This window comes from Streptomyces sp. NPDC001858, assembly GCF_053594615.1.
Window position 1 is genome coordinate 1 of sequence record NZ_JBSFEV010000031.1, and the last position, 21,790, is coordinate 21,790.

The window sequence follows — 21,790 nt, forward strand, 5'->3', positions numbered from 1 at the left end:
AAACCGCGCGGGTCCCGCCAGGTGTCCGGGCTGCCACGCTCCCCCGCCACCGTCGAGAACCGGATGACCAGGTCGGTGCGCGCGCCCGGCCGAAACACCGCCGCCTTGGTGTACGCGCTCACGTCGTGGGTCACCTCGAAGCGACCGAAAGCACCGCTCCCCTTCGCATGCGGCTGACGCTCGGGAATTCGCTCCCGGTTGAACTGCGCCATCTGCTCGATCAGATAGGCGTCCTGCAGAAGAACCGGACCCCCAGGCCCAACGGTCAGCGAGTGTTCGTCGCTCTCCACCGGAGCGCCCGAATCAGTCGTGGTGGCGGTTTGGGTTTGGGGTTGGGTGTGGATCTCTGTCATGACACTCCTCCGGTTCTCGCCGCTTCTCTCCGGTCCTGTTCTCCCTCGGTTCTCTCCGGTATCTCCGGTTCTTTCAAAGCGCGTGACCCCGAGCGGCCGTGTCAAACGTCGTCCGGGCGGCGGATCCTCAGGAGTCGTGGGAGCCACGGGCGCCGATCTAACGCCCACCGGACCCCGGACATCAGGGCCCCTCGCGGCCCCCGCTGCCTTTAGCCTGGGCCTGTGGCGATGGATCGAGGGTCAGCCGGTGCCCTGCAGCTGAAGTGGGAACTCGTGGGCCATGGTTGGGCGGAATGCCACCTGGCCGATGGCTCTCGGACGGCGTCGGTGACCGCCAGTTACTGCACGGATGCGTTGGCGGACCTGGTGGCGGGCACAGGCGAGCTGTACGGGCAGCGGCGCTCGGCCAGGTTCTTCTTCGACGCCGAGCCGCAGGAGCTTCGGTGGGTGCTCCGCACGACGGATGACGTGATCAAGGTGACTGTCTACACGTTTCCCGACATCGCCGTCAGCCCTGACCGTCCGGACTCCGACGGCACGGTGGTCTGGCAGTCGGCCTGTTCGCGTCCGGTGTTCGCGCACGCTGTTCTGGAAGCGGCCCGCACGGTGCTCTCGGAGCATGGCGAGGCCGGCTATCGCGCCAAGTGGGCGGAACATCCCTATCCCGTCGGACTGGTCCAGGATCTCCGCAGGCTGCACCTGCGGGACGACGTCTGCGCCCTGCCCCACGACCTGCGCTGCCCGTAGAGCGCTGCCTGTAGTGCGCGCTGCCCGTGGACGGCGGCGCGTTCGGCACGGTGACCGGTCCTGCTCGGTATGCGCGCCCTGTGCGGTGTACGTGCCCGGCTTTCAGCTGTCCGGGCCTGGGGGGGGGTGACTCCGGCGAGCTGTCCTATTCGTGATCATCAAGGCGGCCCGCATGGCGGTGAGGAGGCGTGGCGTTGCGTCATGCCGCCGTTCGGATGCCGAGCTCGGTGAGCAGGCCGCGTACGCGGTGCTCGATCTCGTCCCGGATGGGGCGGACGGCTTCGACGCCTTGGCCCGCCGGGTCGTCCAGCTGCCAGTCCAAGTACCGCTTGCCGGGGAAGACGGGGCAGGCGTCCCCGCAGCCCATCGTGATCACCACGTCCGAGGACCGCATCGCCTCGGTGGTGAGGACCTTCGGGACCTCGGCGGAGAGGTCGACGCCCACCTCGGCCATGGCTTCGACGACGGCTGGATTGACCGCGTCGGCGGGCGCGGAGCCGGCCGAACGCACCTCGACCCGGCCGCCGGCGAGGCGGGTGAGGAAGGCGGCGGCCATCTGGGAGCGGCCGGCGTTGTGAACGCACACGAACAGGACGGACGGCTGCGGAGCGGGAGCGTTCATGGGCGGTGTCCTTCGGAGGAGCGGCGGAGTGGGACGGCGGCAACGTCGGGTGCGGCGGGTGCGTCGCATGTGGCGGGTGTGGCGGGTGCGGCGGGTGCGTCGCATGTGGCGGGTGTGGCGGGTGCGTCGCATGTGGCGGGTGTGGCGGGTGTGGCGGGTGTGGCGGGTGTGGCGGGTGTGTCGCGTGTGGGGCGGCCGTACACCGCGGCGACGGCGCCCAGCCCGACCGCCGCGCCGGCCAGCTGGGCGGCGATGAAGGGGGCGACGGAGGCGGGCGCGATTCCGGCGAAGGTGTCGGTGAAGGCCCGGCCGATGGTCACGGCGGGGTTCGCGAAGGAGGTGGAGGAGGTGAACCAGTAGGCGGCCCCGATGTAGGAGGCCACGGCAACGGGAGCCAGAGCGGCGCGGCCGACGCGGTCGAGGCCGAGGACCAGCAGGATCAGCCCGGCGGTGGCGACCAGCTCGCCGAGCCACAGGTGAGCGGCGGACCGGTCGTGCGTGGACCACTCCACCAGGGGCTCGGCGAACATCGCGTCCGCCAGGACCGTCCCGCCGACCGCCCCGGCGATCTGGGCGGGGACGTACGCGGCGACGTCCCGCAGGGTGAGGCCGTCGGCGGTGCGGCTGCCGGTGAACCAGGCGGCGAGGGTGACGGCAGGATTGAGATGCGCGCCGGAGACCGGCCCGAGGAGCGCGATGAGCACGCCGAGGCCGAAGACGGTGGCGAGCGAGTTCGCGAGCAGCTGCACGCCGACGTCGTGCGACAGCTCGGCGGCCTGGATGCCGGAGCCGACGACGACCGCGACCAGCAGCCCGGTTCCGAGGGCCTCCGCGGCGACGCGGCGACCGAGCGAGGCGGTCACGCGGTGACTTTCGCAGTGGCTTTCGCAGTGGCTTTCGCGGTCTGCGGCGTGGCCAGGAACGAGGCGACCCGGTCCAGCGCGTCGGGCAGGACCCAGTAGTACACCCACGTCCCGCGCCGTTCGCAGTCGATGAGACCGGCCTGCCGCAGCAGCTTGAGGTGGTGGGAGATCGTCGGCTGGGACAGCTCGAAGGCGGGCGTCATCTCGCACACGCAGACCTCACCGCCCTCCCGCGAGGCGATCATCGACAGCAGCCGCAGTCGGACCGGGTCCCCGAGGGCTTTGAACACCTTCGCCAGCTCCGCCGCGCGCTCTTCGGCCAGCGGCGCGGACGCCAGTTCGGCGCAGCACCCGCCGCTGACGTCCTGGCCGAGCACCTTGAGCTCTTGTTTCGACATGCTTCTATGTTGACGTTTTTCGATTCAAGGCGCAAGCTTGCATCAAAGAATATCGATACAAGCAGTCCCGTGCCCGTTTCCCTACCGCTTCACCCAGGAGTGCAGTCATGAGTCAGCAGTCCGATGACCTGCGCGAAACCGTCCGCCGGCGCTATGCCGCAGCAGCCGTGAGCGTCACCGAGGGCGGCAGCGCCGCCTGTTGCGAGCCCACGCCCCAGCTTCAGGCCCAGCCCCAGCCCGTCGAGCTCGACGAGAACTTCGGCTCCACCCTCTACCCCGCCGACGAGCGCGACGTCCTGCCCGCCGAGGCTGTCGCCGCCTCCCTCGGCTGCGGCAATCCGACCGCCGTCGCCGAACTGCGTGAGGGCGAGCGCGTCCTCGACCTGGGCTCCGGCGGCGGCATCGACGTCCTTCTCTCCGCTCGCCGCGTCGGTCCCACCGGCAAGGCGTACGGGCTGGACATGACCGAAGAGATGCTGGCCCTGGCCCTGGCCAACGCCGAGAAGGCGGGCGCGACGAACGTCGAGTTCCTCAAGGGCGACATGGAGTCCATCCCGCTGCCCGCGAACACCGTCGACGTGGTGATCTCGAACTGCGTGATCAACCTGTCCGTCGACAAGCCCGCCGTGTTCGCCGAGACGTTCCGTGTGCTGAAGCCCGGCGGCAGGATCGGCGTCTCCGACGTCGTCGCCGACGACGCCCTTGCCCCCGAGCAGCGAGCCGAGCGCGGGGACTACGTCGGCTGCATCGCCGGTGCCCTGTCCTTCGCCGAGTACCGCCGGGGGCTGGAGGCGGCCGGCTTCACGGACGTCGAGATCACTCCCACCCACCCGGTCGCCGACGGCATGCACTCCGCGATCGTCCGAGCCGTCAAGCCCGTCGAGCCCGTCGAGCCCGTCGAGCCCGTCCAGCCCGTCTAGCCCGTCGAGGTCAGGGTCGCGCGCCCTCGGGCAGCCGCAGGAGATGCCCTCTGGCCAACTGGCCGACAGTTGGGGCAAGTTATCTGTCTGGGGGTGAACCAATAGTGTTGGCTTCTGCGTGTATCTGATAGCGACTCTTGCACCATCTGGAAGCGGCGGGCCGCACGTCAGCGCGTCGTCTCCGCACGAGGAACTCCCAGAGGGACGGCGTCGGCGCGCGGGCTCGCCGTCGAGCGCTGTGTGCGTGGGTATGGGGATACGGGACTGCTGCTCGGGGGCACCATCGGTGATGGCCCCTGCCGCCGCACGAAGAGAGGGAGAGCCGCGCGGATGCGTGACAAGGAGGCCGTACAGGTGCCAGTGCCACCGGACCAGGAGCGGAGGGTCGCGGGCCGCTATCGGCTGCTGGCGCGTCTCGGCGAGGGCGGCATGGGAACGGTGTGGAGCGCACGCGACGAGACGCTGCACCGCGATGTCGCCGTCAAGGAGGTGCGTGCCCCGGCCGGGCTGCCCGCCGCGCACATCGAGCGGATGTACACGCGGCTCGAACGCGAGGCCTGGGCCGCCGCCCGCATCCCCAGCCGCAACGTCGTGACCGTCTACGACGTGGCCTGGGACGACGACCGCCCCTGGATCGTCATGGAACTCGTGCGCGGACGTTCACTGGCGGACCTGCTGAGCGCCGAGGGGCCGCTGGCCCCGGAGCGGGCGGCGCGGATCGGCGCCGAGGTCCTGTCCGCGCTGCGCGCCGCGCACGCCGAGGGGGTGCTGCACCGCGATGTGAAGCCCGCCAACGTGCTGCTCGGCGCGGACGGCAGCGTCGTGCTCACCGACTTCGGCATCGCCATGGTCGAGGGCGACTCCTCACTGACGATGACCGGCGAGGTCGTGGGCTCCCCCGAGTACCTCCCGCCGGAGCGGGCCCTCGGCCGCACTCCGGGTCCCGAGTCCGACCTCTGGTCGCTCGGCGTGCTGCTGTACGCGGCCGTGGAGGGCCTCTCCCCCTTCCGCCAGAACACACCGCTCAGCACCCTGCGCGCGATCGTCGACAATGAACTCCCGGCGCCGCGCCGGTGCGGCCCGCTCGCCCAGGTCATCGAGGGGCTCCTGCGCAAGGAGCCCAGCGAGCGCATGAGCGCGGAGCAGGCCGAGCGGCACCTGCGATCGATCGCGGCGGGCGAGACGGCCGGTGCTGCCGGTACCGCCGGTGCTGCCCGTACTGTCGTTGCTGCCGACACGGCTGACACGGCTGACACGGCTGAGACGGCTGAGACGGCCCCGGCTGCCACGGTCGTCTCGAGGGCCAGGGCCGCCGCCGAGGACGCGCCCACGAGCGCCGCCCTGGATGCGCCCACGGCCGTCGACGCCTTGGACGCCCCGACGATCGGTGACGCTCCCACGGCCGGTGACGCACCGACCGCCGCCGTAGCCGTGGCACCGACCGTCGCCGTCACGCCGCCCGCCGTCGGCGACGCACCGACCGCGACCGCGACGGCGCACGCCCCCGCCGTGCCGCCCCCACCCGCGCCGTCCGTCGCCGGGGCCGCCGTCGCCGCGCCGCTCGGGGTGTTCGGGCCACCCGCCGGCTTCGAACCGCCGGTTGCGGACGTCCCGCGCCGAGGCCGGCGCACCGCCGCCGTCATGGCGGGCGCGGTCGTCTGCGCTCTGCTCATCGCCGGGCTGAGCTATGTGCTGGTCAGTCGCGGCCAGGACGACAAGGGGGACAAGGCGGACGACAAGGCCGCGAGCACGGGGAGTCCGGCGCCGAGCCAGTCCGCGCAGGACACCGCGCAGGACACCACGCAGAAGGTCAGGGTGACGGTCACAGGTGTGAACACGGCCTATGTCGGCACCTGTTCGCCGCCCGTCGACCGGGCCCCCACCTTCACGGCGACGTTCGCCGTGGACGAGGCACCGGCCAAGATCACCTATCGTTGGTTCTCCACGGACGGTTCGGTGGTCGACCACGAGTGGCGCTCCGTCACCTTCCCGAGTGGCGGGGACCGTACGGGCCAGGACAGCGTACGGCTGACGGCGTACTCCAAGGCCGGGACCTTCACCAGCGAGATCGGCGTCGAGGTCAAGGGCGCCCTGGGGACGACCTCGAACACCGTGCCCTTCTCGGTGACGTGCGAGTAGCCCGGACGACACCACGGGCGCGGCGGCCGGATGCCCGCCGCGCCGCTCCCGCTCCCGCTCGCTGAACCAAGCCTGATTTCAATTGCCATTGCAAAGGAGTGCGAAGGTGTCGTCGGTCATCGTAGGACGTACGGGTCCCTTCACCGGGCAGAGCGTGGTGCTGGACGGCACACCGCTGACGTTCGGCCGCAAGGGCGACAACGGCATCGTGCTCGTGAGCGCCAACGCGTCCCGCCTGCACGCCGAGATCGTCACGGAGGACGCCGGCTTCGTCCTGTACGACCGGGACAGCCGCAACGGCACCTACGTCAACGAGGAACGCGTCACGCGGCACGTGCTGCGCCCCAACGACTGCATCCGCATAGGCGACGAGACCTTCCTCTACGAGGCGCAGGAAGCGATGGAGACGGTCATGGACCTCTCCCTGCTCAATTCGCCGCGCGCCGACGCGAACGCCGACAGCGGCACCCTGCGCGTCACGGTCACCGGCGGCGGGCCGGTCGGCCTCGCCTTCGCCCTGGCGCTGGAGGAGCAGCTCCCGGGACGGGTGCAGATCACCGTGTACGAGTCCCGGTGGCGCAAGGAAGGCTCCGCCGTCGTCTGGAAGGACGAGCGGCACGGCAACGTGCGGCGTCAGCAGGTCGTGACCGTGCAGAGCCGGCAGTACCTGGCGCTGTCCGAGGAGGTCCGCTCGGCGCTGTTCGACGACGCGGCCGGCTACTCGGAGATGTGGCCCGTCGGGCCGGACTCCGTGGACGGCCGTCCGCCGCGCAACATCCGCATCGCCCGCGTCGAGGACCAGTTGCTGGAACTGGCCAACAAGCGCGCGGCCATCAGGCTGGTCCCGAAGCGTTTCGACGTCGAGGAGCAGCAGAGCCGGATGGCTCAGGACCATGTCCTCGTCATCGCGGAGGGCGGACGCTCCCGAACCCGCGAGCACTACGCCGACCGCTTCGGCGCGGCCGACGCCTCGATCTACTCCCTCGACGGCGAGCATCTGCGGGACGTCGTCCTGGGGCTGCGGGTGAAGTCGACGCTGTCGGACCCGATGAGCGTCCTGCTCACCGTGTCCCAGAACCGTTTCCTGCTCAACTCGCTGCGCGGCGAGGGCTTTTTGAACATGCGGCTGACCCGCGAGGAGGCCGAGGACGTCGTCGGCATCGATCCGGTCCGCAAGGTCTTCGAGGAGTGCATCGCGGCCCGCCCGTGTGTCATGAGCCGGGGTGAGCACAACGAGTTCACCTGCCCCACGCACGGCACGCTGTTCCTGCCCGCCCTGTTGCAGGGCTCGCCGCTGTGGAGGCGGATCCAGGAGGGGCTGAAGCTGTTCGGGGTGCCCGAGGAGGACCTGTCGGCGGTCACCTCGTTCCGGCTGGACATGGTGCAGCGCCCGCGCTTCTCGGCCCAGCTCAGCCGGCCCACCGCGAAGACCCCGGGGACCTTCGGGTTCCTGCTGGGCGACGCGGCCAACGCCATCCACTTCTGGCCCGGCCGGGGCCTCAACAGCGGGCTGGCGTCGGCCACTTCGCTCGCCCGCTCGCTCAGCCGCGTCTGGCAGGGCCGACCGCTGCGCGACGCCGACTTCATCCGGCACGAGGCGGCGATGTCGATGCTTCAGTACCGGCACAAGTCCCGGGCCTGGAACGCGATGGTGGCCACCGACGAGGACGGGATCACCCGCGCCATCAGGGACATCGTCGCCCGCAGCATGCAGCCGGACGGCGATGGCTCCGCGGCCCGCCGCTCCGATCTCGACCTGCTGCTCGACCGGATGATCGCCATCCGCGAGCGCCTGTCGTCCCGCCTCCCGGGCATGCCGACCGACGACGAACTGCGCGCCCAACTCGCCACCCTCGCACCGGAGACGCTGCGCACGCTTCAGGAGAGCGGGGCGTGGGACACCCTGATCGTCAGCGGTGAGGAGGCCGACATCGACATCTTCTACCAGTCGGAAGTCCCCGTCTTCGTGCCCCGCCCTCCCGACCCCCGTCCCGACCCGCGCACCGACCTTCCGCCGCACGTGCCCGCGGAGGCCAGGTTCCTCAACCCCCACAACGCGGGCCCGGCCGTCCCGTCGCCATGAGTCCCGCTCGCCAATCCCCGGGTCTGCGCGGCGGCCTTGCTGAAGACTGCCGACATGGAGTTCTTCTGCTTTCACCGTGACCGGGCCGGCGCCCTGGCGCTGCGGCACGAGTTGTCGGAGGCGCACTGGGCCTATATGGACCGGTACGCGACGGAGTTGATCGCCCGGGGGCCGACGTTCGGCGCGGACACCGAGGCGGACGCGGACCCCGACGCGGACGCCGACGTGCCCTCCGGCAGTGTGCACATCGTCGAGCTGCCGGACGCCGCCGCGGCCCGGGCGTTCGCCTTCGACGAGCCCAACTACCAGGCCGGCGTGTACCGGGACGTGCTGCTGCGCCGGTGGCGCAATCTGCTGGGGCGCACCATGTGGGAGTTTCCCGGCGGGCGTGGCGAGGGGAGCCGGGACCGGTATCTCGTGCTCGGGCTGGGCGGCGGCCCGGGCGAGGCCTCCGGCGAAGTCGACCTTGCCGTGCCCGCGAGGTGGGACGACGACCGGCTCATCGCGTACGGGCCCCTGCTGTCCGACGACGGGACCGTCTGGGTGGGGACGGCCGCCCTGGTGCGGGCCGACGGCCCGGATGCGGCTCGGGAGGTGCTGACCCCCGGCCGGTATGCCGACATCGAGGTCCACGCGTGGGAGTTCGGCGGACGACGCTGAGCTCCCCGCCCGCCCCCGCCTGGCCCCGCCTGCCCCTCCCCGGCTCACTCGGCTGACTCGGCTGCATCGTCCCGCGACCGGAGTTCCTCGCGGTAGGCGTTCGCGAGTGTCGTCGCCCGGGTGAACCAGTCCGTGAGCACGGCGATCTCGTCCGGGGAGTAGTCGGCGAAGAGGGCGTCGAGGCGGGCGTAGTGCGGCTGGTAGAGGGCGTAGACCCTGGCCACCGCGGAGGGGACCGCCGCCACGCGGACCCGGCGGCGGTCCTGGGGGTCGGGGCGGCGAGTGACGTAGTCGGCGCGCTCCAGACGGTTGAGGATGCCGGTCACCGCGCCGGTCGTGACATGGACGCGGGACGCGAGGTCGCCGGCGGTGAGGAGGTTCTCGCCGGCCTGGATCACGTAGCCGAAGCAGGTCAGGTCGGTGACGTTCAGGCCCAGGCGCTGGGCCATCTCCTGCTGGCCGACCATGCTCGCCGCGATGAGGTCGTCCATCGCCGAGAGCGCTTGGGCCGGGGTGGCGGCGGGGCGGGGCGGGAAGGGGGGTGGGGCGGGGGTCATCGCGGGGCCGGGTCCTCTCCGGTGCGTCGGTGCTGGGTCCTTGTTATCTGCTTTCTGTTTGTCTTACCTTGTAAGAGGTTTCCATCTCCAACTTCTTAGGTGGTGAGATATTCGGTGGCTGGGCATCTGTACGACGAAGGGCACACGATCGCCGGATGGAGCGGGGTGGCCGTCGCGACCGTCGGCGTCTCGGTGATGGGCGTGGGGGTGTGCGCCGTCTCCGTGGCCGCGCTGGTCGGCGGGGGCGTCGTCGCCGCGCTGGGCGCGCTGCTCACCTGGTGGCTGCATCTCGCCGGGTGGGGCAAACCGCCGGGGGCGCGGCCTCGCGCGCAGTGGGGCATGCGGGTCCGGGATCCCGGGGCCCGCGCGGGGCATCCCGGGTGCGTGGGGTGCCGGCTCGCCGGGCGCGGGCGGACGGTCGGGACCGCGTTGTCAGTGCCGGGGCCTACCGTTGCGGGTGATGGCACAGGCATGGAAGTGCACGGGGCTGCGCTGGTCGGCGGAGAGCCCCGTGCTGATGTGGGACGGGGGGCGTCGTAGTCCGCTGTCCTGGGGGAAGCAGGTCTCCTTCCAGGTGGCGGTGGGGGGTGTGCGGCGGTGCATCGGGGCTCGCGGGCATGCCTGTCCCCGGGGGACGGGGGTCTCCGGGAGGAGCACCGGGGCCCGGTGCGAGGAGTGCGCGCGGCTGGACCGGGCGCACTCGGTCGCGGCGGACCGGATCGCCGACGATCCGCGGCCGTACCACGTGTATCTCGCCTGGTTCGGCCCCGGCCTCGTCAAGGTCGGGATCACGGCGGTCGAGCGGGGGCCGGTGCGGCTGCTGGAGCAGGGCGCGGTCTGTTTCAGCTGGCTCGGCGCGGGGCCGCTGATGGCCGCCCGCCGCACCGAGGAACTGCTGCGGGCCGCGCTGCGGGTCCCGGACCGGATTCCGTACGCCGAGAAGCGGGCGGTGCGGGCCGCGTTGCCGGGAACGGAGGAGGAACGGGCCGGTGAGATACGGGAGGTGTACGGGCGGGCCGTGGAACTGGGCGGCTGGCCCGAGTCGTTGGCACGGGCTCCCTTTCAACCCGTCGATCATGTACGGGCGTTCGGGCTCACGGCAGCCCCGGCCGCGCTCGGGGAGGTGCGCGAGCTGGTCCCCGGCGGTTCGTTGAGCGGGCGGTTGGTCGCGGCCGCCGGCCCGGATCTCCATCTGGCCACCCCGGAAGGGGTGATCGTGCTGGACACGCGGCTGATGCGGGGGTGGGAGCTGGGCCCGGCGGCGGACACCACCGAAGTGACCGAAGCGACCGAAGCCGCAGATCTCGCAGGTGCGGCAGGTGCCGCAGCGCCCGCCGGTCGACCCGCGAGCCGTCGCGCGTCCCCTCACCCGCCGTTCCCCGTCCGCCGTTTCAAAGCCGACGACCATCGGCAGGACGGCCTGTTCTGAACGGTCGGGCGGGCCCTGCTTCCTGTGGATCGCCCAGGTGGATCACAGGCGCCGTTCGAGCGGTCGGCCCATGTGGTTTTCAGACAGGGCCGTCCGCGAGGGCGCAGAAGGGGAGATCTTCGGGCATGTCGCCCGGAGCTGTCGGAGCGGCGCAAGGAGTACCCAGGCGTTGCCTGAGAGGCGCCTGTGCGTTTCTTAGGGAAATCACAGATTAGGGAAAGGGTGTTCTCAGGGGACCCCGACAAGGTGTCCACCATGACCACGACCTCGCCCCAGGGGCGCACCGAACTGCTGAGGCCGGACGGGAGCCCCGTCCGAGTGCTTGTGGTGGACGACGAGCTGTCGATCACCGAACTGCTGTCCATGGCCCTGCGTTATGAGGGATGGCAGATCCGCAGTGCCGGAGACGGCACCGGCGCCATCCAGACAGCGCGGGAGTTCCGTCCCGACGCCGTCGTGCTCGACATGATGCTGCCGGACATGGACGGGCTGACCGTCCTGGGGCGGATGCGCCGTGAACTGCCGGACGTGCCGGTGCTGTTCCTGACGGCCAAGGACGCGGTCGAGGACCGTATCGCCGGACTCACCGCCGGCGGCGACGACTACGTCACCAAGCCGTTCAGCCTCGAAGAGGTCGTGGCCCGGCTGCGTGGGCTCATCCGGCGCTCCGGCGCCGCCGACCGACGCTCCGACTCCGTGCTCGTCGTCGGGGACCTCACCCTCGACGAGGACAGCCACGAGGTCTCGCGGGCCGGGGACAACATCCACCTGACCGCCACCGAGTTCGAGCTGCTGCGCTTCCTGATGCGCAATCCGCGGCGCGTGCTGAGCAAGGCGCAGATACTCGACCGCGTGTGGTCGTACGACTTCGGCGGCCAGGCCAACGTCGTCGAGCTCTACATCTCCTATCTGCGCCGGAAGATCGACGCCGGTCGTGAGCCGATGATCCACACCCGGCGTGGCGCCGGGTACCTGATCAAGCCCGCCGCGTCATGAGCGGACGACGACGGCCGCGTCCGCAGAAGCGACGAGCGGGACAGCCGCGCACCCTGCGGACGCGACTCGTCGTCGTGTCCGTGACCCTGATCGCCGTGGTCTGCGCGGTGATCGGCACGGTGACGACCCTGGTACTGCGGGATCACCTGTACGGGCAGCTGAACGGTTCCCTGAAGGAGGTCGCCGCGCGTGCCTCGGGTGGGCCCGTCGGAGGCCCCGGTGGCAAGAACGACAGCAACCCCAAGAACGACGGACTCGATCAGCAGACGACCGAGATCGACAAGTTCGTCACCCAGGGGCCGCAGCCCGGCGGCAGCACCCTCGCGGCGAAGGTCGAGAACGGCTCCATCACCAGCGCCGTGGTCGGCGAGAAGAAGAACGACGACAACAACATCCCGCAGATGAACGCGGACCCCCTCTCCGAGTCCGCGATCAGGGCGCTCGGCTCGGTTGCGCAGGACGGGAAGCAGCACACCGTCAACATCCCGGGTCTCGGCACGTACCGAGTCCAGTACGTCGACGGCAACAAGGGCACCTACTACGTAGGGCTCCCCACCTCCGACGTCGACGGCACCATCAGCACCTTGATCCTGGTCGAGGTCAGCCTTACCGTCTCCGGCCTGATCGCCGCCTCTCTCGCTGGCACCGTCATGGTCGGCGTAGCCACCCGCCCCCTGCGCAGGGTTGCCACCACCGCGACGCGGGTCTCCGAGCTTCCGCTGCACACCGGTGAGGTCAACCTCAGCGAGCGGGTGCCGGAGTCGGAGACCGATCCGCACACCGAGGTCGGACAGGTCGGCGCCGCGCTCAACCGGATGCTGAACCACGTCCACGGCGCCCTGCACGCCCGCCAGGAGAGCGAGATGCGGGTCCGCCAGTTCGTCGCGGACGCCAGTCACGAGCTCCGCACCCCCCTCGCCTCCATCCGCGGCTACGCCGAGCTGACCCGGCGCGGACGCGAGGAGGTCGGGCCCGACACCAAGCACGCGCTGGGCCGGATCGAGTCCGAGGCCAGCCGGATGACCCTCCTCGTCGAGGATCTCCTGCTGCTCGCCCGCCTCGACGCCGGACGTCCGCTGCAGTTCGAGCAGACCGACCTCGTCCCGCTCGTCATCGACACCATCAGCGACGCCCGCGCCGCCGGACGTGAACACGTCTGGCGCCTCGAACTTCCCGACGAGCCGGCCCTGGTGTCGGCGGACGCGGCCCGGCTGCAGCAGGTGCTGGTCAACCTCCTGGCCAACGCCCGTACGCACACCCCGCCCGGCACGACCGTCACCGCGCGCGTGCAGCGCCGCGGGCCGTGGCTGTGCGTGGACGTCCAGGACAACGGTCAGGGCATTCCGTCCGATCTGCTCCCGCATGTCTTCGAACGGTTCGCGCGAGGCGACTCCGCGCGCTCCCGCGCCACCGGATCCACCGGGCTCGGCCTCGCCATCGTGCAGGCCGTCGCGACCGCGCACGGCGGCGCCGTGACCGTCGACAGCGTGCCCGGACACACCGTGTTCACCGTGCATCTGCCCGCACTCGGCCCCGTCGTGCCCCAGCCGGCTCCCGAAACGAACTGGCAACTGGACTCACAGGTCGAGCACAGTGCCACCACATGGGTGCAACAGGGCGCCTGAGGAAAGTAGGTGGCATGCGAACCGACTCTTCTCCCGGCACCCTGCCGGCGCGGGAGCACCTCCCGGCCGACACCGCCGGTACGCCTGTCCTGGACGTAGTGATCCCCGTCTACAACGAGGAGAAGGACCTCCAGCCCTGTGTCCAGAGACTGCACGACCATCTGACCCGGACGTTCCCGTACTCGTTCCGCATCACCATCGCGGACAACGCGTCGACGGACTCCACCCCGCAGGTGGCGCAGCGGCTGGAGGCGCGGATCCCGGAGGTGAAGAACTTCCGGCTCGAGCAGAAGGGCCGCGGCCGTGCGCTGCGGACCGTCTGGTCCGCCTCGGACGCCCCGATCCTCGCGTACATGGACGTGGACCTGTCCACGGATCTCAACGCGCTGCTGCCGCTGGTGGCGCCGCTGATCTCCGGTCACTCCGACCTGGCGATCGGCTCCCGGCTGGCCCGCAGCTCCCGGGTGGTGCGCGGGCCGAAGCGCGAGTTCATCAGCCGCGCCTACAACCTGATCCTGCGCGGCTCGCTCCAGGCGCGTTTCTCGGACGCGCAGTGCGGGTTCAAGGCGATCCGGCGTGACGTCGCACAAGTTCTGCTCCCCCTGGTGGAAGACACCGGCTGGTTCTTCGACACTGAGATGCTGGTGCTCGCCGAACGTGCCGGGCTCCGTATCCACGAGGTGCCGGTCGACTGGGTCGACGACCCGAACTCCACGGTGCACATCGTGAAGACGGCGACCGACGACCTGAAGGGGGTGTGGCGTGTGGGCAAGGCCCTGGCCACCGGTTCGCTGTCGTTGGACCGGCTCACCCGACCGTTCGGGGACGACCCGCGCGACCGGGACATCCAGGACGTGCCCAAGGGCCTGGCCCGTCAGCTCGTCGGCTTCTGCGTCGTGGGCGGCCTCTCCACCCTCTTCTACCTCCTTCTCTACAGCGGTTTCCGCCAGTTCAGCGGCTCGCAGGTGGCCAACGCGCTCGCCCTGCTGGTGTCCGCCGTCGCCAACACCGCGGCCAACCGGCGCCTGACCTTCGGGGTGCGGGGCCGCGGCGGGGCCATCAAGCACCAGGCCCAGGGCCTGGTCGTCTTCGGCATCGGCCTCACGCTGACCAGCGGCTCGCTCGTCGCGCTGAACGCCGCGTCCGCCGACCCCGCGCACTCCACCGAGCTGGCGGTGCTGATAGCCGCCAACCTCGCGGCGACGGTCCTGCGCTTCCTCCTCTTCCGCGTCTGGGTGTTCGCCGACCGACGGGACGACGACGGCGAGGACCCGGCGACGACGCCGGCCGCGCTCGCCGCTCACGCCCCGGGCCACCTCCCGGTCCACGCCCCGGTTCACCCCGCGGGCCCGTCCCCGGCGCCGTACCCGACCGCGTCCTCGCAGGCCGGCGGCCCCTTCGTGCCGCTGCCGCAGCGCCAGGTCTCCCACCACCCACAACACGCGCATCACCCGAACCATCCGCATCACCCCAACCACCCGCACAGCGCCACCCACGCACACGGCGCCACCGACACGACGACTCAGTTCCGCGCCGGCGAAGCCGCGGACGGCACCTGGAGGGACGCCACCATGCAGCTGCAGCCGGTGCGCCCCCACGACACCGACCCGGGGGACGCCCGATGACCACGCACATCGACCAGCCGACGGCCGATCAGCCGACGGCCCACTGGGAGCCGTCGTCCGCCGCGCCCCCGCAGGAACCGCTCGTCCCGGCCCCCGACTCGGGCGAGCCGAAGCAGCCGCTGCACCGCAGACTGTGGCGCGGCCGCCCCGAGGACCCCCGCTGGGCGCGCCCGGCCTTCCTCGGCCTGCTGGCCGCCACCCTTCTCCTCTACCTCTACAACCTCAGCGCCTCCGGCTACGCCAACTCCTTCTACTCCGCGGCCGTCCAGGCCGGCAGCCAGTCCTGGAAGGCCTTCTTCTTCGGCTCGCTGGACGCGGGCAACGCCATCACCGTCGACAAGCCCCCGGCCTCGCTGTGGCCGATGGCGCTGTCGGTGCGGATCTTCGGCCTGAACTCCTGGGCGATCCTCGCCCCCGAGGTGCTGATGGGCGTCGGCACGGTCGCCGTCGTCTACGCCTCCGTGCGCCGCCGGTTCAGCGCCCCCGCCGGTCTGATCGCCGGCGCGGTGCTGGCGCTGACCCCGGTCGCCGCGCTGATGTTCCGGTTCAACAACCCGGACGCGATGCTGGCCCTGCTGATGGCCGTGGCCTGCTACTTCGTGGCCCGCGCGGTGGAGGACGGCCGGACGAAGTGGCTGGTGTGGGCCGGGGTCGCGATCGGCTTCGCGTTCCTCGCCAAGACCCTCCAGGCCTTCCTGATCCTGCCGCCGCTCGCGATCGTCTACGCGGTCTGCGCGCCGGTGAGCGTCAAGAAGCGGTTCGGCCAGCTGGCCGTCGCCACCGGCGCGCTCATCGTGTCCGGCGGCTGGTGGGTCGCGATCGTCGAGCTGTGGCCCGCCTCCTCCCGCCCGTACATCGGCGGCTCGCAGAACAACTCCTTCCTGGAGCTGACCTTCGGCTACAACGGTCTCGGCCGCCTCAACGGCGAGGAGACCGGCAGCGTCGGCGGCGGCGGTGGGGGCGGCGGCACCGGCCAGTGGGGCGAGACCGGCTGGGACCGGATGTTCAACTCCGAGATCGGCGGCCAGATCTCCTGGCTGCTGCCGGCCGCGCTCATCCTGCTCGTCGGCGGCCTGGTCGCGACGCGCAAGCTCAAGCGGACGTCTACCACCCGCGCGCTGTTCCTAGTCTGGGGCGGCTCGCTGCTGATCACCATGGTCGTCTTCAGCTACATGGCGGGCATCTTCCACCAGTACTACACGATCGCCCTCGCCCCCTACATGGCGGCCGTGATCGGCATGGGCGCCGGGCTCCTGTGGGAGAAGCGGTCCGAGATGTGGGCCTCGCTCACCCTCGCGGCCTCGGTCGTCGCGGCGGCGGGCTGGTCGTACGTCCTGCTCAACCGCACCTCCGACTATCTGCCCTGGCTGAAGTGGCTGGTCCTCGTCGGCGGCCTGGCCGCCGCGCTCGGCCTGGTCTTCGCGGGCCGGATCAACCGTCAGCTCGCCCTCGCGGCGGCTTCCGTGGGCCTGGTGGCCGCGCTGGCCGGTCCGACGGCGTACACCATCAGCACGCTGCAGGAGGGCCACACCGGCTCCATCGTGACCGCCGGCCCGTCCGGCGCGAGCATGATGGGCGGCGGCGGCCCGGGCGGCGGCGGTGGCGGTGGCGGTGGCCGAGGCGGCTTCGGCGGCGGCCAGAACCAGCAGAACGGCAACGGCAACACGCAGAACCAGCAGGGCGGCGGCATGGGCGGCTTCCCCGGCGGCGGCATGCCCGGCCAGAACCAGGGGCAGGGCCAAGGTCAGGGCCAGGGCCAGGGTCAGGGTCAGAACCAGCAGGGCGGCATGCCCGGCGGTCAGACCGGTCAGACCGGTGAGGGCGGCGGCATGGGCGGCGGTGGCGGCGGTGGCGTCGGCGGTCTGCTGAACGGCGCCTCGGTCACCGACGAGGCCAAGAAGCTGCTGGAGGCCGACTCCGGCAAGTACACCTGGGCCGCGGCCGCGATCGGCGCCCAGAACGCCGCGAGCTACCAGCTCGCCACGGGTGACGCGGTGATGGCGATCGGCGGCTTCAACGGCACCGACCCGTCGCCGACGCTGGCGCAGTTCAAGCAGTACGTGACCGACGGCAAGATCCACTACTTCATCAGCAGTGGCTCCGGCGGCGGCATGGGCGGCAGCAGCAGCGGTACGTCCTCCCAGATCAGCACTTGGGTCGAGGCCAACTTCAAGAAGGTGACGGTCGGTTCGGCCACCTTCTACGACCTGACACAGAAGACGAGCAGCTGACGGCAGCGCTCTGAGCGAAGTGCTCTGAGCGAAGTGCTCTGAGTAAGGGGCGGTGGCCATGGGCCACCGCCCCTTACTTCTGTCTCCACCTTTATCTCCGTTGTACGGCGTATAGGAACTCTTCTACGGTGTACAACATGTCTACGCCCTCCTCCTCCCAAGGCCACCCCCGACGCTGGCTGGTCCTCGCCGTGATCTGCCTCGCGCAGCTCACCGTGCTGCTCGACAACACGATCCTGAACGTCGCGATCCCCTCGCTCACCCGTGAGTTGGGGGCGACCACCGCCGACATCCAGTGGATGATCAACGCGTACTCGCTCGTCCAGTCCGGCCTGCTGCTCACCGCGGGCAGCGCCGCCGACCGGTACGGCCGGAAGAAGATGCTGGTCACCGGCCTGGCGCTGTTCGGCATCGGATCGGTGGCGGCCGGACTGGCCACCACCTCCACCGAACTGATCGTGGCGCGCGCGGGCATGGGAGTCGGCGGTGCGCTGCTGCTCACCACCACCCTCGCCGTGCTGATGCAGATCTTCACGCCCGAGGAGCAGCCGAGCGCGATCGGCGTCTGGGCCGCGGTGAGCGCGCTCGGCTTCGCCACCGGCCCGCTGATCGGCGGGTTCATGCTGAACCACTTCTGGTGGGGCGCGATCTTCCTGATCAACGTGCCGGTCGCGGCCCTCGCCCTGGCGGCGGTGGTGGCCCTGGTCCCCGAGTCCAAAAACCCGCAGGGCGACCGCCCGGACCTGCTCGGCGCGGTCCTGTCCACCGTCGGCATGGCCGCGCTCGTCTTCGCGATCATCTCCGGCCCGGCGCACGGCTGGACGTCGTCGCGGGTGCTGGTGAGCGCGGCGGTGGCGGTCGTCGTCCTGGCGCTGTTCGCCCACTGGGAGAGCAGGATCCCGTACCCCATGCTCGACCTGGACTTCTTCCGCGACCGCGGGTTCACCGGCGCGGTCGCCGGGGCGGTCCTGATCACCTTCGGGATGAGCGGCGCGCTCTTCCTGCTCACCCAGCAGCTCCAGTTCGTCCTCGGCTACGGCCCCCTGGAGGCGGGCCTGCGGACCGCGCCGCTGGCGCTGACCGTCGTCCTGCTCAACTTCAGCGGAGTGGCGGCGCGGCTGACAGTGAAGCTGGGGGCGCCGAGGGCGGTCCTGGCGAGCATGGTCGTGATGGCGGGCGGGCTGGTGTCCATCGCGACGACCGGCGAGGCGTACGCCGGGACCGCGGCCGGACTGGTCCTCATCGGCGTCGGCTGTGCGGTCGCCAACCCGGCGATGGCCCACGCGATCATGAGGGCGATACCGCCGGCGAAGGCGGGCGTGGGCGCGGGCATCAACGGAACGCTCGCGGAGTTCGGCAACGGGTTGGGAGTGGCCGTTCTGGGAGCGGTGCTCAGCTCGTCCGTCGCGTCCGGCAAGTCGCTGTCGACCGGACTCGGGCTCGGACAGGCGGTGGGCGCGGTGGCCGTCCTGCTGGGCGGCGCGGTCGCGGCCCGGCTGCTACGGCGAGCGGCCGAGACAGAGCAGAAGCCGGTGCCGGCGGCGTAAGCGGGCCGGTCGAAGCCGGCAGCGCCCCGGAAAGGGCGCGGGGAACTGCGCGACCAGCCACGACGGCGCCGCAGCGGGACGACGGCACATCGCGGCACTTCCAGCCGGAAACCGCAGATCGGAGCGGTCCCGCGCGCTGCGCCGGCGGGGCGCCGCATAGCATCTTCCTCAGTGACCAGTAGTTCAGGAAGGTGCCCCGCCATGGCCGAGACCGCCCGGGAAACCGCGCACCACAGCGTGTGGGTGGAGGGCAGCACCCGTCGGCGGGGGCGGGGCGGGGGGCAGGTGTCCGGTCTCGACCGGGACCGCATCACCGAGGTCACCGTGCGGCTGCTGGACGCCGAGGGGCTGGCCAGGTTCTCCATGCGGCGGCTGGCGGCCGAGCTGAACGTGACGGCGATGTCCGTGTACTGGTACGTCGACACCAAGGACGACCTCCTCGAACTCGCCCTGGACGCGGTCTTCGGCGAGCTGAGTCTGCCCGACCCGGACTCCGGTGAGGACTGGCGCGGCCAACTGCGCACGCTGGCCCGGGAGTACCGCGGCCTGCTGGTCCGTCACCCCTGGGTGTCGCCGCTGGCGGGCACCTTCCTCAACCTGGGGCCGAACAACCTGGCCTTCTCCCGGGTCGTCCAGAGCCTCATGCGCCGCACCGGGCTGCCCGTCCACGGACTGGCGGCGGCCACGTCCTCCGTCTTCCAGTTCGTGTACGGCTTCGGCACGATCGAGGGCCACTTCATCGCCCGCGCCAGGGCCGGGGGCATGACCCCGGACGAGTACTTCCGGCACGCCATGAGCACGGTGACGCAGGCCCCGCAGGCCGCCGACATCGTCAAGGAGTCGGCGGACATCATGGCGGCCCGCGGCGGCGCCTCGGTCGAGGAGATGTGGGAGCGGGACTTCGACTTCTCCCTGGACCTGGTGATCGCAGGCATCGAGGCAATGGTCGAACGCGGCTAACCGCCGAACCGCCGGAACCGGCCGAACGGGCCGGACCACTGAACCGGCCGGACCGCCGGACCGCCGGACCGCCGGACCGCCGGACCGCTGAACCGGCTGAACCGCCGGACCGGCCGAACGGGCCGGACCACTGAACCGGCTGAACCGGCGAACTGCCGGACCGCCGCACCGGCGGACAGGCGGGCGGGGCGGACCGGCGGGCCGGGCGCACCGGCCGGATTGCCGCACCGGCCCAACTGCCGATCGGGCCCAGCCGGCGCACCGGCCCAACTGCCGAAGCGGCCGGATTGCCGAACCGGCCGAACCGGCGAGCGGGCCAACCGCCCGCACCGGCCCAACTGCCGCACCGGCCGAACCGCCGAACCGGCCGAACCGCCGAACCGCCGAACCAGCGGAACCGGCGAACGGGCCCAACCGCCGCACCGGCCGGACTACTCGTCCGCGACGAGACGTGCTGGGAAGCCGCCCGTTGCGACCGGGCCCCAGCGCTGTGGGGTGATCCGGATGATCGACTTGCCCTGCTTGAGCATGGCCTGCCGATACTCGTCCCAGTCCGGGTGCTCGCCCGCGATGTTGCGGTAGTACTCCACCAGCGGCTCGACGGAGTCGGGCGCGTCGACGACCTCGGCCGTGCCGTCGATCTGGACCCACGGCCCGTTCCAGTCGTCGCTCAGCACGACGACGCCGACCCGGTCGTCCCGCTTGGCGTTGCGCGTCTTGGCCCGCTCGGGGTAGGTGGAGACGACGATCCGCCCGGAGTCGTCGACCCCGCAGGTCAGCGGCGAGGCCTGGGAGCTGCCGTCGGTGCGCCGGGTCAGCAGGATCGCGCGGTGCCGGGGGCGGACGAAGTCCAGCAGCTCGTCCAGGGAGACCTTGGTGTTCGTCGCGATGTTCGGTGCCATGGGGCCAGCCTAAGCAGGACGGGCAAAGTCGGCTGCGCTTCGGCAGCACCCCGAAGGGGCGCGGGGAACTGCGCGACCGGCCACGACGGCGCCGCAGCGCCACGACGGCGCCGCAGCGCCACGACGGCGCCGCAGCGCCACGACGGCGCCGCAGCGCCACGACGGCGCCGCAGCGCCACGACGGCGCCGCAGCGCCACGACGGCACATCGCGGCACCCCCAGCGGAGCGCTTACGCCTGCGGCAGCGCGTCCCCCTGCACCGCCTGCACGTCGAGCTCCACCTTCAGGGTCGTGCCGATGGCCGCGATGCCCGCCTGGACGACCTGGTTGTAGTTCATGGCGAAGTCCTCGCGCAGCAGCTCCGTCGTGGCCCGGAAGGCCGCACGGGTACCGCCCCAGGGGTCGGCGCCGGTGCCGAGATAGGCGAGGTCGAGGTCGACGGGCCGGACGACACCGCGCAGGGCGAGCTCGCCGTGGACGGTCCAGCGGTCCTGGCCGGCCACCGTCAGACCGGTCGAGCGGTAGACGATCTCCGGGTGGCGCTCGACGTCCAGGAAGTCCGCCGAGCGCAGGTGGGTGTCGCGCAGCGCGTTCCCGGTGTCGATGGACGCTGCCCGGATCACCGCCTCCACCCGCGACTTGCCGACGTCGTCCGGGGCGACCTCGATCGCCGCGGAGAACTCCGTGAACCGGCCGCGCACGCTGGAGATGCCCAGGTGCTGGGCGACCGCGCCGACGGTCGAGTGCGCCGGGTCCACGGTCCAGGGACCGGGCGGGGGCAGTTCCGTGCCGCCCTGCCGGGCCAGCGTGACCGTCCCGATCTCGGCCCCTCCGCTCGCCGTCACGATCGCGCTGGACGCCGTCGGCGCGTACCCGACCGCCGTGACGATCACCGTGTACGCCCCCGGGGCGAGCTCGGTCGCGTCCCGCACGGCGCCTTCCGCGTCGGCCTCGGCGCGCAGCACCTGGCCGCCCGTCATATCGGTCACCGTGACGACCGCGTGCGACACGGCCCACCCGTCCCGGGTGCGGATCCTCGCGGTCAGTCCCATCCCATGTACTCCTCTACTCCTCTACTCCTAGACTCAACTGGACGGGCCCGGCGCGGGGGGCGAACCCCGCACCGGGCCGGA

The 21,790-nt window shown here is 71.4% G+C and carries 20 protein-coding genes; 13 read left to right on the forward strand and 7 right to left on the reverse strand.

Annotated features, from left to right (window positions below; translation table 11 throughout):
* Positions 1 to 353: catalase (locus tag ACWCPF_RS32920; RefSeq protein WP_451048764.1), on the reverse strand; the 353-nt coding region annotated here is incomplete at its 3' end.
* Positions 354 to 581: 228 nt separating this feature from the next.
* Between ACWCPF_RS32920 and ACWCPF_RS32925 the strand changes: the two genes are divergently transcribed.
* Positions 582 to 1,100 (forward strand): hypothetical protein, encoded by a 519-nt coding sequence (locus ACWCPF_RS32925; protein WP_451048844.1) that lies wholly within the window; start codon positions 582 to 584, stop codon positions 1,098 to 1,100.
* Positions 1,101 to 1,299: 199 nt separating this feature from the next.
* On the opposite strand, the gene ACWCPF_RS32930 is transcribed toward ACWCPF_RS32925, so the two are convergent.
* The 3 genes from ACWCPF_RS32930 to ACWCPF_RS32940 are packed head-to-tail and all read right to left on the reverse strand — an operon-like array spanning position 1,300 to position 2,983.
* Positions 1,300 to 1,722 (reverse strand): arsenate reductase ArsC, encoded by a 423-nt coding sequence (locus ACWCPF_RS32930; protein WP_451048765.1) that lies wholly within the window; start codon positions 1,720 to 1,722, stop codon positions 1,300 to 1,302.
* Positions 1,719 to 2,585, reverse strand: a complete 867-nt coding sequence (locus tag ACWCPF_RS32935) for an aquaporin (RefSeq protein WP_451048766.1) — start codon at positions 2,583 to 2,585, stop codon at positions 1,719 to 1,721. Before ACWCPF_RS32935 ends, ACWCPF_RS32930 begins: the two co-directional genes overlap by 4 nt.
* A complete protein-coding gene (locus ACWCPF_RS32940; RefSeq protein WP_451048767.1) occupies positions 2,582 to 2,983 on the reverse strand; it encodes an ArsR/SmtB family transcription factor in 402 nt (133 codons plus the stop codon). The genes ACWCPF_RS32935 and ACWCPF_RS32940 overlap by 4 nt, the downstream gene beginning before the upstream one ends.
* Before the next feature lie 107 nt (positions 2,984 to 3,090).
* Between ACWCPF_RS32940 and arsM the strand changes: the two genes are divergently transcribed.
* From arsM to ACWCPF_RS32960, 4 genes are all read left to right on the forward strand, one after another.
* A complete protein-coding gene (gene arsM / locus ACWCPF_RS32945; protein ID WP_451048768.1) occupies positions 3,091 to 3,903 on the forward strand; it encodes an arsenite methyltransferase in 813 nt (270 codons plus the stop codon).
* A gap of 330 nt (positions 3,904 to 4,233) precedes the next feature.
* Entirely contained in the window at positions 4,234 to 6,042 is a 1,809-nt protein-coding gene (locus ACWCPF_RS32950; protein ID WP_451048769.1) for a serine/threonine-protein kinase, read from the forward strand.
* A gap of 106 nt (positions 6,043 to 6,148) precedes the next feature.
* Positions 6,149 to 8,125: an FHA domain-containing protein gene (locus ACWCPF_RS32955; protein WP_451048770.1), complete on the forward strand. Its 1,977-nt coding sequence runs from the start codon at positions 6,149 to 6,151 to the stop codon at positions 8,123 to 8,125.
* Positions 8,126 to 8,179: 54 nt separating this feature from the next.
* On the forward strand, positions 8,180 to 8,785 hold the full coding sequence (locus ACWCPF_RS32960) for a YciI family protein (protein ID WP_451048771.1): 606 nt from the start codon (positions 8,180 to 8,182) through the stop codon (positions 8,783 to 8,785).
* A gap of 44 nt (positions 8,786 to 8,829) precedes the next feature.
* Here ACWCPF_RS32960 and ACWCPF_RS32965 read toward each other — a convergent pair whose 3' ends face one another.
* Positions 8,830 to 9,342, reverse strand: coding sequence for a MarR family transcriptional regulator (locus tag ACWCPF_RS32965; RefSeq protein ID WP_451048772.1), 513 nt, complete (start codon positions 9,340 to 9,342; stop codon positions 8,830 to 8,832).
* Positions 9,343 to 9,456: 114 nt separating this feature from the next.
* Between ACWCPF_RS32965 and ACWCPF_RS32970 the strand changes: the two genes are divergently transcribed.
* The 8 genes from ACWCPF_RS32970 (at position 9,457) to ACWCPF_RS33005 (ending at position 19,755) form a co-directional block, all read left to right on the forward strand.
* Positions 9,457 to 9,882 carry an HGxxPAAW family protein gene (locus ACWCPF_RS32970; protein ID WP_451048773.1) on the forward strand — a complete coding sequence of 142 codons (426 nt, stop codon included), beginning with the start codon at positions 9,457 to 9,459 and terminating at the stop codon, positions 9,880 to 9,882.
* The gene (locus ACWCPF_RS32975; protein ID WP_451048774.1) at positions 9,803 to 10,771 is read left to right on the forward strand and encodes a DUF2797 domain-containing protein; all 969 of its coding nucleotides are present in this window, start codon (positions 9,803 to 9,805) and stop codon (positions 10,769 to 10,771) included. The genes ACWCPF_RS32970 and ACWCPF_RS32975 overlap by 80 nt, the downstream gene beginning before the upstream one ends.
* Before the next feature lie 255 nt (positions 10,772 to 11,026).
* Entirely contained in the window at positions 11,027 to 11,767 is a 741-nt protein-coding gene (locus ACWCPF_RS32980; protein WP_351907830.1) for a response regulator transcription factor, read from the forward strand.
* Positions 11,764 to 13,392: a HAMP domain-containing sensor histidine kinase gene (locus ACWCPF_RS32985; protein ID WP_451048775.1), complete on the forward strand. Its 1,629-nt coding sequence runs from the start codon at positions 11,764 to 11,766 to the stop codon at positions 13,390 to 13,392. The genes ACWCPF_RS32980 and ACWCPF_RS32985 overlap by 4 nt, the downstream gene beginning before the upstream one ends.
* A 14-nt stretch (positions 13,393 to 13,406) precedes the next feature.
* The gene (locus ACWCPF_RS32990) at positions 13,407 to 15,017 is read left to right on the forward strand and encodes a glycosyltransferase (RefSeq protein WP_451048776.1); all 1,611 of its coding nucleotides are present in this window, start codon (positions 13,407 to 13,409) and stop codon (positions 15,015 to 15,017) included.
* Positions 15,014 to 17,248, forward strand: coding sequence for a glycosyltransferase family 39 protein (locus tag ACWCPF_RS32995; protein WP_451048777.1), 2,235 nt, complete (start codon positions 15,014 to 15,016; stop codon positions 17,246 to 17,248). The genes ACWCPF_RS32990 and ACWCPF_RS32995 overlap by 4 nt, the downstream gene beginning before the upstream one ends.
* A gap of 137 nt (positions 17,249 to 17,385) precedes the next feature.
* Complete coding sequence (locus ACWCPF_RS33000; protein WP_451048778.1) at positions 17,386 to 18,795, forward strand: MFS transporter; 1,410 nt, start codon at positions 17,386 to 17,388, stop codon at positions 18,793 to 18,795.
* Between the two features lie 201 nt (positions 18,796 to 18,996).
* Entirely contained in the window at positions 18,997 to 19,755 is a 759-nt protein-coding gene (locus ACWCPF_RS33005; protein WP_451048779.1) for a TetR/AcrR family transcriptional regulator, read from the forward strand.
* Between the two features lie 431 nt (positions 19,756 to 20,186).
* Here the strand turns inward: ACWCPF_RS33005 and ACWCPF_RS33010 are convergent, their stop codons facing one another.
* Positions 20,187 to 20,657, reverse strand: a complete 471-nt coding sequence (locus ACWCPF_RS33010) for a PPOX class F420-dependent oxidoreductase (RefSeq protein WP_451048780.1) — start codon at positions 20,655 to 20,657, stop codon at positions 20,187 to 20,189.
* A 230-nt stretch (positions 20,658 to 20,887) separates the two neighbouring features.
* Positions 20,888 to 21,709, reverse strand: coding sequence for a YceI family protein (locus ACWCPF_RS33015; RefSeq protein ID WP_451048781.1), 822 nt, complete (start codon positions 21,707 to 21,709; stop codon positions 20,888 to 20,890).
* Positions 21,710 to 21,790: the final 81 nt, after the last annotated feature.